This window comes from Mycoplana sp. 10N416, assembly GCF_056394765.1.
On sequence record NZ_JBFTIM010000004.1, the window covers coordinates 127,335 to 141,214 of the forward strand.

At 60.3% G+C, this 13,880-nt stretch carries 12 protein-coding genes; 7 read left to right on the forward strand and 5 right to left on the reverse strand.

Annotated elements, in window-relative coordinates; genetic code table 11:
- Position 1 precedes the first annotated feature (1 nt).
- From AC1DDS_RS09950 to AC1DDS_RS09965, 4 genes are all read left to right on the forward strand, one after another.
- A complete protein-coding gene (locus AC1DDS_RS09950; protein WP_477478755.1) occupies positions 2 to 1,279 on the forward strand; it encodes a hypothetical protein in 1,278 nt (425 codons plus the stop codon).
- Positions 1,279 to 2,808 carry a hypothetical protein gene (locus AC1DDS_RS09955; RefSeq protein WP_477478756.1) on the forward strand — a complete coding sequence of 510 codons (1,530 nt, stop codon included), beginning with the start codon at positions 1,279 to 1,281 and terminating at the stop codon, positions 2,806 to 2,808. The genes AC1DDS_RS09950 and AC1DDS_RS09955 overlap by 1 nt, the downstream gene beginning before the upstream one ends.
- An 87-nt stretch (positions 2,809 to 2,895) precedes the next feature.
- The gene (locus tag AC1DDS_RS09960) at positions 2,896 to 3,603 is read left to right on the forward strand and encodes a hypothetical protein (RefSeq protein ID WP_477478757.1); all 708 of its coding nucleotides are present in this window, start codon (positions 2,896 to 2,898) and stop codon (positions 3,601 to 3,603) included.
- Positions 3,604 to 4,195: 592 nt separating this feature from the next.
- The gene (locus AC1DDS_RS09965; RefSeq protein WP_477478758.1) at positions 4,196 to 4,450 is read left to right on the forward strand and encodes a hypothetical protein; all 255 of its coding nucleotides are present in this window, start codon (positions 4,196 to 4,198) and stop codon (positions 4,448 to 4,450) included.
- Between the two features lie 89 nt (positions 4,451 to 4,539).
- On the opposite strand, the gene AC1DDS_RS09970 is transcribed toward AC1DDS_RS09965, so the two are convergent.
- The 3 genes from AC1DDS_RS09970 to AC1DDS_RS09980 form a co-directional block, all read right to left on the reverse strand.
- The gene (locus AC1DDS_RS09970; RefSeq protein ID WP_477478759.1) at positions 4,540 to 4,716 is read right to left on the reverse strand and encodes a hypothetical protein; all 177 of its coding nucleotides are present in this window, start codon (positions 4,714 to 4,716) and stop codon (positions 4,540 to 4,542) included.
- Positions 4,717 to 5,177: 461 nt separating this feature from the next.
- Positions 5,178 to 6,389: a tyrosine-type recombinase/integrase gene (locus AC1DDS_RS09975; RefSeq protein ID WP_477478760.1), complete on the reverse strand. Its 1,212-nt coding sequence runs from the start codon at positions 6,387 to 6,389 to the stop codon at positions 5,178 to 5,180.
- 623 nt (positions 6,390 to 7,012) lie between these two features.
- A complete protein-coding gene (locus tag AC1DDS_RS09980; RefSeq protein WP_477478761.1) occupies positions 7,013 to 8,245 on the reverse strand; it encodes a COG3904 family protein in 1,233 nt (410 codons plus the stop codon).
- Positions 8,246 to 9,267: 1,022 nt separating this feature from the next.
- Between AC1DDS_RS09980 and AC1DDS_RS09985 the strand changes: the two genes are divergently transcribed.
- Positions 9,268 to 9,546: a hypothetical protein gene (locus AC1DDS_RS09985; RefSeq protein ID WP_477478762.1), complete on the forward strand. Its 279-nt coding sequence runs from the start codon at positions 9,268 to 9,270 to the stop codon at positions 9,544 to 9,546.
- A gap of 92 nt (positions 9,547 to 9,638) precedes the next feature.
- Positions 9,639 to 10,058, forward strand: a complete 420-nt coding sequence (locus AC1DDS_RS09990) for a hypothetical protein (RefSeq protein WP_477478763.1) — start codon at positions 9,639 to 9,641, stop codon at positions 10,056 to 10,058.
- Here AC1DDS_RS09990 and AC1DDS_RS09995 read toward each other — a convergent pair.
- On the reverse strand, positions 10,015 to 11,604 hold the full coding sequence (locus tag AC1DDS_RS09995) for an ABC transporter substrate-binding protein (RefSeq protein WP_477478764.1): 1,590 nt from the start codon (positions 11,602 to 11,604) through the stop codon (positions 10,015 to 10,017). The genes AC1DDS_RS09990 and AC1DDS_RS09995 overlap by 44 nt on opposite strands.
- A gap of 48 nt (positions 11,605 to 11,652) precedes the next feature.
- Complete coding sequence (locus AC1DDS_RS10000) at positions 11,653 to 12,594, reverse strand: alpha/beta hydrolase (protein ID WP_477478765.1); 942 nt, start codon at positions 12,592 to 12,594, stop codon at positions 11,653 to 11,655.
- A 296-nt stretch (positions 12,595 to 12,890) separates the two neighbouring features.
- Between AC1DDS_RS10000 and AC1DDS_RS10005 the strand changes: the two genes are divergently transcribed.
- A complete protein-coding gene (locus AC1DDS_RS10005; RefSeq protein WP_310412320.1) occupies positions 12,891 to 13,871 on the forward strand; it encodes a GlxA family transcriptional regulator in 981 nt (326 codons plus the stop codon).
- The last annotated feature ends 9 nt before the right edge of the window (positions 13,872 to 13,880 follow it).

Below are 13,880 nucleotides of genomic sequence, written 5' to 3' on the forward strand. Positions count from 1 at the left end.
AATGCCGATAAAAAATTCACCCTACATGAACAGCCCCGATCTGGCTCAGGCCGCGTCCAATCTCGCTAGCCTCTTTGAGCCGCCTTCCGGCGCTGACGCGGCCGGATGGGCGACAGCCAATTCGAAGAACGCCGAGATGGCGCGGCTAGGCCAGTTATTCGACTACAGCCAGGCCAAAGACTTCGACCAGACCCGCTTTGACCGAATGGGCGCTGCCGCCGGTCAGTGGGTGCCGAGCCAGGGCTATTACGCTGTTGACCAGAGCAATCTCACCTCGCGCGCGAACAATGCCGCTGACAATGCGCGGGCTCTCCAGGCGAACAAACTCGATAACCAGACAAAGGTTATAGTCGGCCTGAACGGGCCGCTTAATCCCGGTCAAGTCGCGCCGGCTGTTTCCGAAGACTTCATGAAGCTGCTGGACATGCCGGCAGTTCCGTCGCGCGTCGGCCCCGCAAAGCCACAGACCGAAGACGAACTGAAGGCAGCCATCTTCGCAAACCTGCCGGATGAACAGAAAAAGGCGATCGTGTTCGCGAATACGCCTGTTGACGCTATCGCAGGCCCTGACGGCGCTCCGAAATATGTCTTGCGACCTGACGCTATCGGCCAGCAGCCCGCGCCGAAAGAACAGGCCCCCGGCATGTCCGTGACGCTGCCGGACGGCACTGTCGTGCAGCAAGGCGGCAAAGGACTTACCGAAGCCCAGGGCAAGCTTACGAACTACTCGATGACAGCAAGAGCTATGAACGAGGTTCTAGCCCGAGACGGCGAGGAGCTTACCTCGACAGCGCAGGGCCTTTCCGAGATGTCCCCGACACTTGGCACGGTGAACCCCGGAAACTACGTTCAGTCGGCTCGGTATCAGAACGCACGCAATACAGGAGAGCGTTTCGTTCAGTCAGTTCTGCGCAACGAAAGCGGCGCGGCGACGCCGGACGCTGAAATCGCAAAATATCAGTCCACGCTGCTGCCCCGGCCCGGTGATAAGCCAGAGACGTTGCGGACCAAGGCTTGGCTGCGAGAAGTTGCGGTAAACGCAATGGAAGCGGGGATGAACCTGGACGCTCGCCGGGCGCAGATAGACGCAGCGATGAGATCCGGCCCGCCGCCCGGCTTCACCGCCGACGCTGGCGCGAGCGCCGCGACACCGGACAATGCAGCGCAGACGGGTCAGGCCGCCATCGCCCGCCCGGAAACTCAGCAAGAATTCGACGCCCTCCCGTCCGGCGCGATCTACATCGATCCCGAAGACGGCAAGAGATATAGGAAACCGTGATGCCCCGATTTTCAGGAACGCCCGTCGAGCAGGACAACCAGGCGCCGAAGCCGCGCTTTTCCGGCGTCCCCCTCACTGAAGGCTTTTCGCGGGATAGCGCGCCGCAGCCGCGAACCGCGGCGAACGTGCAAGCCGAGTTCGACGCGAAGCCCTGGTATCAGAAAGCGGCCGTTGCCGCCGATGACGTGGTGCGCTCGATCGCGAATGGCGCGACCTTTGGTTATGCGGACAAGCTCGCCGCCTACATGAACGAAACCAGCACCGAGGAAGAACGCCAGAAGAGCGCCGAGGCTTCCATGCGCGGCGGCTCTGCGACGACCGTTGCCGAGATCGGAGGGGCAATCGCCACCCCTGTAATGGCTGCGAGCGCTGGCGCATCCCTGCCTCGCATCGCCGCATCGGTTCCCGGCGTCACTGGCACGGTCGCGCGCTCCGGGCTCGCAGCCGTCGAGGGTGCCGGCTATGGCGCGCTCAACGCTTCCGGCCATGATCAAGACATCGGCCAAGGCGCATTGATGGGCGCCATCTTCGGGGCTGGAGGCAATGCAGCGGGCGAAGCGGTCGCGACAGGCGCTCGCAAGCTGGCTGGCGTGGTCAATGCCAAGCCGCAGATCCCGACGATGGATGCGCTAGCGACGGCCGCACGTCAGGCTTACGACGCCGCGGACAATGCCGGCGTAATCTTCACGCCCCAGGCAACCGGCAGACTTCAATCTGAGATCGTCCAGACGCTGACGGATGCCGGTTTTGATCCGGCCTTGCAGCCCGGAGCCGCAGCAGTTCTTCGCCGGCTCCAGGATCTCCAAGGCAACAACGTCACACTGAAGGGGCTTGATACCCTGCGCAAGGTCGCGAGCGGCGGTTACATTCCGGGCAATAAGAGCAACGACGCTGCCGTTTCGGCGATCGTCAATCGCATCGATGACCTTGTAGGCAACACGCAGGCCGGCGAGGTTCTGAACGGTGACGCGGCGGCCGGAGCCGAAGCCCTGAAGACAGCGCGTGATCTCTGGTCCCGCATGTCGAAGGCGAATGTCGTGACCGAGGCCGCAGCCCGCGGCGAACTGAACGCGGCCGCTGCCGGATCGGGCGCCAATCGCGAGAACGCTTCGCACCAGGCAATGAAGGCGCTCCGCAACAACAAGTCAGCAACGCGGGGCTTTACGCCTGACGAGCACGAAGCCCTGTTGCAGGCCATCACCGGCACGCCCGACCAAAACGCGCTTCGTCTCGTGGGCAAGCTGTCCCCGACCGGGATCGTCAGCGGTGCGCTATCGAGCGGCGCGGGCTATCAGATGGGTGGCCCGGTTGGCGCCGTCGCTGCCCCGGCAGTGGGCTACGTGGCCCGCAAAGGCGCGGAGCGCATGCAGGAGGGCTTCGTGCAAGAGTTGATCGACATCATCATGGCGGGCGGCAGCAAAGCCGCTACGCAGGCCCGGCCGAACGCTGTTCAGGCCGCTATCGATGCGAACCGCAATGCTTTCGTCAAATCGGCCGCTGCCGGCTCTCAGTACGTCGGGAGCCGGTGACGCGAGCAGCGCAGCACTCACAACCTGTTGTGGATCGTCTGCGCTCAAGGCATCATGCCGCGTTCGAAGGATAGCGCGGGGGCGGAGATGGCTACGACAACAGGTGAGAAGATTCAAAAGGTTTCGACCGTTTTTGCATTGAGCATGATCGCCGCATTCGCGCTTCTGTTCGTATATGCGGCGGTCAGAGGCTACCTCGATAGCCGGGCCGAGGACGAAGCCGCCGCGAAGACCTTGGCCGATCTGAAGCGCATCGAAGCGTCAGATGCTGCCCCATCGGTAAAGAGCAGGGAATGGCTCGAACTGGTCTATTCAAGCCCGAGCACGATGAAGGCCACCCTAAGCAGACATTCTGAAGGGTACTTGCTGGCGCTGGTGAACTTCCACATCTCCGAAGGGTACAACCAATCTGACCCGCTGCCGGCAGCCATAGTTGAGAAGGCGGCCGAGGCGAATTGCTTGGTCTTCGTCCGTCAGGTCGATATGCAGAGCCCGACGTTCAACACCGACAACTATTACGCCTACCTGAAAGCGACAGCGGAGATCGGCAAACTACAGCCGCATCTTGCCGACTACGACGCCTCTCTGGCTTCTTGCACCCATCGCTTTCAGGTCATGCAGCAGCGACACGATAAACGGATTGCCGAGGAAAACGCTCGCAGCACCGCAGTCCGAGACGTTGGGGCAGCGTTGGGCAACGCAACGAAAGAAGCGGGCGAATGGTGGAGCAGCACGACAAAGCCCATCGCTGACGCCGTTGACGAGTTCAAGGCCGGATACGAAAGCGGAAAGTGACAGCATCACAGGTGAGCGTGCCGAAGCCGCAGCGGCGACCAGTAGGAAAACCCGCTGCCGATATGGCCGGCAGCGGGCTCTAGTTCAGGCTCGGTTTTCAATCCAGGCTTCGACCGCTTCCAGCGTCATTTCATACTCGCGTGACAAGCAGCCATCCACGACGGTATTTCCCTCAAGGATCTGATAGCCGGGGCCGTATTCCTTCCGAAGCCACGACCGGGGTCTTCTCAAGACGAAAACCAAGGCGTGACAGTCTGCGTCGAGCCGAGCGCTCGCGGCTCCGCTCATTTGCGGGGATGGGCGGAATTTCAGTGATAAGCTTGTTCGAATGCATCGCATTGCTCCAGTTTGTGAAGCGACCCGTTGCGATGCGCAGCGCTGAGCTGACAGGGTTGGCGGCAAGTTCGCGAGTTAGGTCGGTGGTGGTTCGCGGGTGTAAGCGCCTGATGGGCTGAAGTTGGCCTGCCGAGGCCGATCCGTCAAGCCCAGGCTGCGGAGCGAGTAATAGACCAGTTGCGATTGCGCCCCTTGATGTGAGACGATCCCGTGTGGATGTTCAAGGTAGGCACGCAAAGGCTGAGGGGAGATTGCCATGGCTATGATCATTGGCGGAGCGTTTGGGGTTGCGCTACTCGGAGCACTATTCGCGTTCCTACTGCGGCGGGCGCTTAACATCGCGCTGCTCCACTCCTACGTGGCTGGCGTGGTGATCGCTATGCCGATCGCAGCGGCGCTTTACAGCCATAATTCGGGCATCCCCTTCCTGAACGCCATGGTGATTTATGGCGCGGCGGCTCCAATCGCATTCGTGCTGCTCTGGATGACCCGCCGGCGGCAAGCATCCTGAGCACGTCGGTCACTCCTGCCGGCACTCTTATTCGAGCGGTCGCGCGTAATGCATCCGGCACCTGATCCCGTTTGGCGTCGGCGCATCGTTCAGCCGTTGCCGCGGGCAATTCGGTTGAGCAGATCCGGCATCACCACGTCACGGCCGACGCGCTCAATCATCGCGTCACCATCGTAACGGCGCCGGATCTCGCATTTCAGACATTCGACGTGGATCTTGCGGCCGGCGAACTCGGATAGGGTCCGGGCTCCCTTGTAAGCATGCATGGGCGGTCACTCATGGGCCGCCGCATTTGACCCGGTTATTCGTTGATATCGCCGCCGGGATCTCTATCGCTCTTGGGGCGCCAAAGCGCAAGAACACAGATGCTGGTCTACGAGATGCAAGCGGATTGCAAGCCCGTCGCCATAGCCTAGGCAGGCCGCAGAAACTTCCCGGCGAATATGATCTACTTCCGCGGGAGTGCTAGGCTCATCGATCTGTTTGAGGGGGAACACATGCGATATTCATGGGGTGACACGGCAGCGCTTCTTGTCGCTGGATGGATTTTTTATTCTATCATCCCCGAGACGCAGGATCGTTTGATGGCTGTCGGGGTCATCTGGTGTTTGTACATCCGAGCACGGGCTATAGTGCGTCACGAAATTGCCCGGCAGGTTGCGATAGCGCGGGGGTGAAGCCCGGTAGACCGGTCTAGGCAACAGACATTTGCCTTCAGCCAAGTTTCTCAAGACGCCCGTTTTGACCGCTTCAACTCCACCACGTTCTCAGGCTTGGGAGCGCAGTAGTTCGCCCAAGCCGCCATAAGCTTCCGCCGCTTCTCCAGCGCATCGCTGCGCCGATACGCCCGCTCCGTCTGATCGCCGACAACATGCGCCAGCGCCGCCTCTGCAACATCGCGAGGAAAAGCCGTCTCGTTGCCACTCCAATCGCGGAAGGACGATCGGAAGCCGTGCACAGTGACATCGACTTTCATGCGGCGCAGGATCATGTCCATGGCCATGATCGACAGCGGACGGCCTTCCTTCTGGCCTGGGAAGACGTATGCGTCGGGTTCGGCGCCGATTTGGGAAAGCTCTGTCAGGATCTCCACAGCCCGCGGCGTGAGCGGAACGCGATGTTCCCGACCAGCCTTCATCCGTTCCGCAGGAATGACCCACAGCGCGGCCTCCAGATCGATTTCCTTCCAAGTGGCGCCGAAGGTTTCACCGGAGCGCGCCGCCGTCAGGATCGTGAACTCCAGCGCCCTTGCCGCCATTGCCTCACGCTGCCGGAGCGCCGCCATAAACGCGGGAACGTCTTCATAGGGCATGGCGGCATGGTGCCCGCGTGAGAGCTTCCGACGCTTCGGCAGGAGGTTTGCAAGGTGCCCGCGCCATAGGGCGGGGTTTTGCCCGGTCCGGTGGCCTTTGGCGCTGGCCGCGTCCAAGACCCTCTCGATGCGACCACGCAGGCGGGCGGCAGTCTCAGGCTTTGTGAGCCAAATCGGCTTCAGGACTTCCAGCACGTCAACCGTCGAGATCTCGTCAACCCGTTTCGATCGCAGCGGCGCGGCGTATTCCTTCAGCGTCATCTTCCATTGGTCGAGGTGCTTCGCGTTTCTGAATTGCGGCCCCATCGCTTCGATGAAGGCGTCCGCTTCTTCGCCGAAGGTGGGAACGGCAACAGGGGTGCTGTTCTTCGCCGCGATTGGATCCACGCCCGCCTGAAGGTTCGCCCGCGCCTCGCTGGCAAGCTCGCGAGCCCGGGCCAGAGTGACGGACTTCAGGCCGCCCAGGCCCATCTCTCGCAAAGTGCCGTCTCGCCGGTACAGGAAGACCCAACGCTTCGCGCCGCTCTTATCGACAACCAGGTAAAGCCCGCCGCCATCGCCATGCCGGCCCGGCTTGGTGATTGAAGTCACGCCGCGCGCGCTCAGTTTGTTCAATGAGAGAGCCATATCTACCCCAACAGTTACCCTAACAGATGACTGCAATTCTATGGAACGGCATGACACATGTCGATACGGGTAGCGGCCTAAATTGCTGGAATAAAACGACTAAATGCGACGATCTGGGACATCATGAAGCGGCAGTATGACGGACTCTCTGTCCGCCATTAATGTCTCATAAGTGTTTGAAATATCGGTCTTTTTCGAGGATCCTTGGCCGACCCTTGCATCTTTGCTTGCGCCTTCGTGGCGGGTATGAATTAACGCAATTTGAGCCAGAAACAAGAAACTGGCCCGGCCCGGAATATCAGGCCATCGGCTTGCGGTTCACAGAGAACGTTCCAGCTTTCCAGCATTCCTTCGCGCCGCCCATGCTGAAGCGCGTTAGCTCGCTTCGGTGTCCTTGCGGATACAATACGCGGTTACACCGAAACGATCTCGTGGTCCAACCACCTCTTTTCGCATAGCTGTCGAGCCATTGCGCCGCAGACCGCGGTGCCGAAACAATCCTCACCGCCAGCCGAGAGCGCCCAGCTCCAAAAAACACATCCAGCTATGGCGTCGCCATTCGGAGAGCTCTTTTCAAACCAGATTACCCAGGCGAACCAGCCAGATAGAAGCCATCCCGTGGCTCAACGATCCAAGAAAATCTCCCTCATGAGCATTGCCGCCTGCCTTGTTTCCAGATGGCTTATACTCTTGAAAATAGCTATTGTTACCTGACAATACTTTGCATGGCGTTCCGGCGCGACGCTGCTCGGTTCAAGCGAAAAGACTTCCACCTCGTCGGAAGTCATGCTCTGGAATATCGACGCCCACGCTGCTTCACTTTCCTCTGGCTGCATAGGGGGCCGGTCGCGAGCGGAGCGGAGCACACGCTCATTCAAAATTGTTTCCGCCGTAATCAACTCTTGGGGGAATGCAGAAGTTACTTGGACACTCGCTCCTAGTGCCGCGTATTGAAAGCATAGGGCAGGGTCTTTCGCATTCAAGGCGGTGTATTGATCTGACATAAGCGCAGCATACTGTGCGAGCGTATCATCGTCTGCTCGGGCGAGATTGGCTACGATAGCCTTGGTGAGCAGATCATTTACGTCTTCGCGCAGTTTGGCCTCAGGCTTCGCTGCCAGAATGCCTTGCCTTGTTGTCGTGTAGATTTGCCGAGCCGCGTCTGGATATGTCGTATGGAGAGCATCGATTAATCGATTTGCTGCACGCATTTCGCGCTCGATCGCTGCAAGCGATGGGACGACCTCGTGCCCCGACAACGCGAACCCGTCACCTGTTACCACGGCTGTTACCGCATTCGCTTCCAATAGCTCACTAGCGCTTGGATACCACACTGTTTTCGGAGAAACCGCCAACGCTTTATTGACGAATTCGCTTCTCAATCCTGCTTCCCGATATAAGTGCGCCCATTCTTCTGTCAAATGTCGCAGCTCCGCGTCACCTAACCCAGGGAATGAAGGGCCGTGGAACCCTAGTTTGGCACCCTCTAGCAATGACCGGCGGCTGCCTGCTGCGAACACTAGCGTACAAGCTGACGAGCACTCATTCGGCACGTATGTGTCGAGCGCGCGGGACCTGATTAGCTTTAAGAGCTTGCCCGCTTCAGCGATGCGCCCCCCACTGCTTGTCAAATGAATTGTTGTAACCGCCGGCGCCGCCTTGAGCAGCCGTTCAACATCGTTCGATAACCCATACTTTATCCCGCCGAAAATACTAAGCTCGGTGCCACCAGCCAAAAGCTTGAGTTCGCTGGGTGGAATGTCAGGGTCGCCTTCGAAGGCTATTTTATACAATTCTCCAATCTGGGGAGCACCACTCTTGATGAAGGTTCCTGCTGTTTGTAGAACGCCCAACACGGCAGCAACCCGTGCCGCCCCTGCCCAAAAGGTTGTCTTGTTGGCTTGTCGCTGCCTTTGGGCGTGGCGTCGCGCAGACCTCCAGAGCCCCACGACCTGCCACATTAAGAGCACCAATAAACCGAGCCACAGCAGAACCAGAAACCAAAACAACGAGTTAGGTTCAAAGCCTCCCTCGAGCGAAAACACCTCCGTTAGCGCGCTAATAAGTAAGACCACAGCCAGATTGACTAGGAAGTTCACGCCCCAATACGAGGTCGCTAACGGGAACTCACCGCGCCAGTACCGTGCAAACAAATTCGGCCGCGGAGCTTCTGGCACCCCTTTTGGGGCCAACGCTCCAGCGCCTTCGCGGCATTCAGGATGTTCGTCTGCGTCCACTTGGACAGTAGGGGCTTGGTACTCAGCCTTATCCGCATGGTTTTCAGAAGCTGAGCGAGGCCGAGTTTCTGTACTCGCGGCAAAGGAAGGTAGTCGGAGCCAAAACGCGGCGCACACAACGATCTGAGGGATGAGATAGAAACCGAACGAGTAGCCGAAAGCCTCGCTGCTGCCGTTGCCGAACCCATACCCCCCCAATATTGTAGCTGTGCCGAGTGACAATACGCTTGCGGCAAAAGGCACTGCGGTTCTTGGAACACGGTTCCTTAGGACCACCGACCAAAGAGATGTTGTCAGGAACAGTACAAGAAGCCCCCCTGCAATCCCCCCAAGACCACCCGCGTTCATGTGCTGACCTCCCCCAATGCGAGTACAGCTCGCGTGCTGCACCTAATTATGTTGAAAAGAGAAGCGCTTCAACACCTGCGACGCACCAAGCATCCCACGAAGTGCGCCCTTTGCACGTGCCAACGAAACCGACGGCAGGCAAACCCAAGACATGCCCGCCGACATCGCCTGCGCGAGCAGATGGCGCCCGGCAGCCCCCTCCCGCTCGGCCCGGCGCTGGAGGGGCGAACGTGTTAGCCGGGAGTGATGCGCCTAGCCGTGTCGAGAACATCCTGACGGCGTCCACATAGACCTTGGTGGCGGTGCGCCGGCGCGGCGATGCATCGGTGCAGGCCGGCAATGATCTCTTGCAGTTTCTCTATCGGCACGCCTGCCGGGGGGGCGCCATCAATGAACGGCTGGCATGGCTCCGTGCATTTGATACCGGCGGTTGCTTCTTTGCCCATGTGTTGACGAGTTCGCCGGACAGTGTGCGCATCGAGGGATTGGCGACGAGCGCCGACCCACTCGAAAAACTCGATGCCGACTTTACCAAAGAGTTCGGCTTCGCCCCCGACATAGAGGGACGCTGATCAGCAATATGCAATGTGGTGTAGCGACGTTCCTGAGGTCGCTGTCCCAAATCAAGTAGCCCAGCGTTTCAATCTCGTTGGCAAACGACCAATTGAAGAACGGCGATGCGCTGAAGGGCGAACTGCAGAATCTCACGAAGAAGAATACGGCGCTCTACCTGATCGACAACGACGGCATCGTCTACAGCCACGACACGCTGCGCCAAGGTAATCGTTTTGAAATCGGGCGCATCGCGCAATCCGAGGATAGACCAATGCCGCAACTGGTTCTGACTTTGTCAAGCGACAAGCCCATTCCCGGCAGCCTGCTAACCGAACCTGCGAAGAACACGCCTTTGTTTCAACAGTTGAACGAGGCGATCACGGCCGAACGGCTCGACGTCGACTACGGGTTTGCGTTCTTCATGCTGGGCGGCTCATGGAGACGCACCCCCGCGTCTTGGCGGGGGTGCGACAGTGGTGATGGGCCTATTCTGCCAGCCAGCATGACGCCAGGGCCAGTCCTCCCATGAGTTCGCCGGCAGGATGCGGCGTGAAGCCGCCGACTTTCTCGGAAACCGCGTCGATCCAGTCGTTGAAGACGGGAATGATCGCGCCACCTTCGTCGCGGACGATCATGGCCATGTCGCGGTACATCGCCCTGCGCTTGGCCTCATCGAGTTCGGCGCGCGCGGCGATGAGAAGCTTGTCGAAATCCGGACGGAAGAAGCGCGTTTCGTTCCAGTCGGCAGTCGAGAGATAGGCCGTCGAGTATTGCTGGTCCTGCGTCGGCCGTCCGGTCCAATAGGAGGCCGAGAACGGGGCCTTGTTCCAAACGCTGGACCAGTATCCGTCGCCTGGTTCACGCCTGATCTCGATCGGGATGCCTGCCTTGGCGGCGCTTTGCTGGAAGAGCTGGGCAGCATCAACCGCACCCGGAAAGGCGACGTCGGAGGTCCGCAGCAGAATGGGATCGCTGTGGCCAGACTTCTTGAAGTGGAAGGCGGCCTTGTCGGGATCGAAGGCGCGCTGTTCGATGTCATCCGAAAACAGCGGATATGCCGCGTTGACCGGAATATCGTTGCCGAGCGATCCGTAGCCGTTGAGGATCTTGTTCACCATCTCCTGACGGTCGATGGCATATTTCAACGCCAGCCGCAGGTCGTTGTTGTCGAAGGGCGCGGTGTTGCATTGCGCGGCAAGGACGTAGTGCGCACTTCCCGCCACGTTCTGGATGGTTACACCGGGGATCCGCTTGATGAGTTCGACGACCTTCGGTTCGACCCGGTTCATCATGTGGATCTGCCCGCTCTGCAGCGAGGCCATGCGCGCGGTTGCGTCGTTGATAACGACGATCTCGACCTGGTCGGCATGGCCGCGGCTCGCGAGGTCCCAATAACCGTCATAGCGCTCGCCGACCTCACGCACGCCCGGTTCATGGGCGACGACCTTGTAGGGGCCTGTCCCGATACCCGCCAGCGGATCATCCTTGCCGCCGTTGGGCTGGATGACGAGATGATAGTCGGACATCACGAAGGGGAGGTCGGCATTGGCCTCCTTCAGGGTGATCACGAAATTGCCGCCGTCCACCTTGAGCGTGTCGATGCCGCGCAGCACGCCGAGCGCGCCCGACTTGCTCTCGGGACCAGCGTGGCGCTCGATGGTGGCGAGCACGTCGTTGGCATCGAGCTCCTTGCCGTTGTGGAAGGTCACGCCCTTGCGGATCTTGAAGGTCCAGGTCTTGGCGTCGGGCGAGGAGCCGTAGTCCTCGGCCAGCCACGGGATCAGCGAGCCGTCGGGGGCAACGTCGGTCAGTTTTTCGCCCCAACAGCGCGTGAAGGCGCCCCTGACCTGGTTGTTGATGCCCGCGGGATTGAGGTCGTCGGTGGAATCGCCGCCGACCAGGCCCGCCTTCAGCAGGCCACCCTTGATCGGTCCGGCGGCCCGTGCCGCACTGCCGAGCAGAGAATTTGCAAATGCGGCCGTCAGGCCCAAGGCCGCGGCGCGACCAAGGAAATCGCGGCGGCTCATCCTGCCGCAGACGGCCTGATGGCTGAGAAACTCAATTTCATTCGACATGACGTTCCCTCCCTATGATTTTGATGGTGCGCACGCGGGGCGCCGCATTCAGTAGTTCCACTCTCCCTTGCCGAGCCCGCGTACGGCCTCGACGATGCGCGCAAAGCTCTCGCGGGCGCGGCTCACCGTGTGTCGTGCCCGCAGGTAGCCGTGGACCAGTCCCTCCTCGTTGAACCAGGCCGCCTTGCCGCCTGCCGCCCGCACGCGATCGCGATATTCTTGACCGTCATCGGAAAGCGGATCGCACTGCGCCGAGATGATCACGGTCGGCGGCAGACAGGAGAAGTCGGGATCGACGAACGGGGCATAGGTCGCATCCTTCGAAACGTCCTTTCCGCCGGTGCGCACGTCCTTGTAGAAAGCCATGTCGCGCACGGTCAGCAGCGGCGCCTCGGCATGGGTGACGTAGGATCCCTTGGTCTGGTCGCCGCCGAAGCCCGGATAGATCAGCACCTGGCCAATCGGCGCGCTGGCGTGGTCACGCACCTTGTGGGATACGGCCGCGGCGAGAACACCGCCGGCGCTATCGCCACAAAGCAGGATCGGCCGGTCCTGCTGCGTGGCCGCCCATTCGAACGCGGCACGGCAGTCGTCATAGGCCGCAGGATGGACATGTTCCGGCGCGAGGCGGTAGTCGACCGAGACAACGTCATAGCCCGTGCGCGCGCAAATCTCGGCGCAGACGTCGTCATGACTTTCAAGCCCACCGACGACGAAACCGCCGCCATGGAAATAGAGCACCAGCACCGCCTGGTCCGGTGCATTTCGTCGATAGGTCCGGATGGGGATGGCGTGCGTCGCCGTTTCGATCCTGGAATCCTCGGCCACCACGCCATCCGGATAGCCGGCGTGGAATTCGCGGCACATGCGATCATAGGTGCGACGCTGCTCGGCGATGGAATGGTCAACCGCGTCCGGCGGATAATAGGAGTTGGTGCGATCGATGAAGGCCCAGGTCTCGGTGTCGATCAGCTTTGAATAATCAGTCATCAATCCGCCTCTCCTAAATGAACCGCGTATCACGCTGAAGATGCGACACGCGCCGTGCTGTGTTCCTGAGCATGGGCCTGCTTTGCAGGTATTTCCCTGTCATTGCGCTTCATGTGCGCTCATGATCCGATTGCCCGCACCCGGTCCAATGCCAATGTGCCGGCACCGGCAAACGGTAGATCCGGGAAATCCAAGCACCCCTCCCCAAAGTCCTCGCTCAGGTTGCTCATGGATGCTATATGCGCAGCGACTTCGTACACGCCGCAAAATCCGCATGAGACGATGCATATTACGCAATGAACTCGATATTCTCGCCGTCGTCGAACAGGCTGAAAATCACCCTTCTGGTCTTCCCTGAGTTCTCGCTCCTATCCCTTGCAGCGACGCTGGAGCCATTGCGGGCCGCAAATCGCGCCTCCGGCCATGACCACTACACCTGGCGGGTCGTCAGCGAGGACGGAAATCCGGTGGTCAGCTCGAGCGGCCTGCTTCTTCCGGTGCAGGGTCGATTCGAACTGGACGACAACGTCGATGCCTTGATCATATTGGCTGCGTTCAACGTTGCCAGGCACACAACCGCGCGTTTGCTCACCGGAATTCGTAAATTCGCGCAGCGTGGCATCGCAATCGGCGGCGTCGAATCCGGCTCCTGGGTTCTGGCACAGGCCGGCATCCTCGATGGTCGCCAAGCGACGACACACTGGGAGGATCTGGAGGACTTCGCAGCGCGTCATCCGCGGATAGATGTACGGCCGGACCGATTCGTGGTCGATGGCAACCGGTTCACGACCGGCGGAGCTTCACCGGCGCTGGACATGATGCTGCATCTCATTCGGGCGCGGCAGGGCTATTCGCTTGCCATGGATGTCGCCTCGATCTTTATCTATGAAGAGGTTCGTGCCGCTGGCGATCCGCAGCCGATGGTTTCCCTCGGAAAGCTGGACTGGAGTGAACCGCGCGTCTCCTCGGCAATAAGAGTGATGGAGAAGCGCATCGAACAGCCCGTTTCCATCCCTGCGATCGCTGACATCCTCGGCGTTGGCGAGCGCACACTGGAGATGCTCTTCCTCCAGACAGTCGGCCTGTCCCCACGCGACTACTATTTGAATTTGCGCATGAAGGAAGGACGGCGCCTGGTTCTCGACACCCACAAGTCCATCACGACGATCGCCATCCAGACAGGCTTCAGTTCCGCATCGACGTTTGCCCGCCGCTTCCGGGCGACCTTCGGTGAAAGCCCCCGGCAGGCTCGGCAGCGTTTGAAATCAAGAAAGTAGGCGGAAGGC

Excerpts from the sequence above, each read along its gene's own strand:
- AC1DDS_RS09995 (WP_477478764.1), bottom strand. The coding sequence starts at position 11,604 with ATGTCGAATGAAATTGAGTTTCTCAGCCATCAGGCCGTCTGCGGCAGG.
- AC1DDS_RS09975 (WP_477478760.1), bottom strand. The coding sequence starts at position 6,389 with ATGGCTCTCTCATTGAACAAACTGAGCGCGCGCGGCGTGACTTCAATC.
- AC1DDS_RS10005 (WP_310412320.1), top strand. The coding sequence starts at position 12,891 with ATGAACTCGATATTCTCGCCGTCGTCGAACAGGCTGAAAATCACCCTT.
- AC1DDS_RS09955 (WP_477478756.1), top strand. The coding sequence starts at position 1,279 with ATGCCCCGATTTTCAGGAACGCCCGTCGAGCAGGACAACCAGGCGCCG.
- AC1DDS_RS10000 (WP_477478765.1), bottom strand. The coding sequence starts at position 12,594 with ATGACTGATTATTCAAAGCTGATCGACACCGAGACCTGGGCCTTCATC.
- AC1DDS_RS09960 (WP_477478757.1), top strand. The coding sequence starts at position 2,896 with ATGGCTACGACAACAGGTGAGAAGATTCAAAAGGTTTCGACCGTTTTT.
- AC1DDS_RS09950 (WP_477478755.1), top strand. The coding sequence starts at position 2 with ATGCCGATAAAAAATTCACCCTACATGAACAGCCCCGATCTGGCTCAG.
- AC1DDS_RS09970 (WP_477478759.1), bottom strand. The coding sequence starts at position 4,716 with ATGCATGCTTACAAGGGAGCCCGGACCCTATCCGAGTTCGCCGGCCGC.
- AC1DDS_RS09965 (WP_477478758.1), top strand. The coding sequence starts at position 4,196 with ATGGCTATGATCATTGGCGGAGCGTTTGGGGTTGCGCTACTCGGAGCA.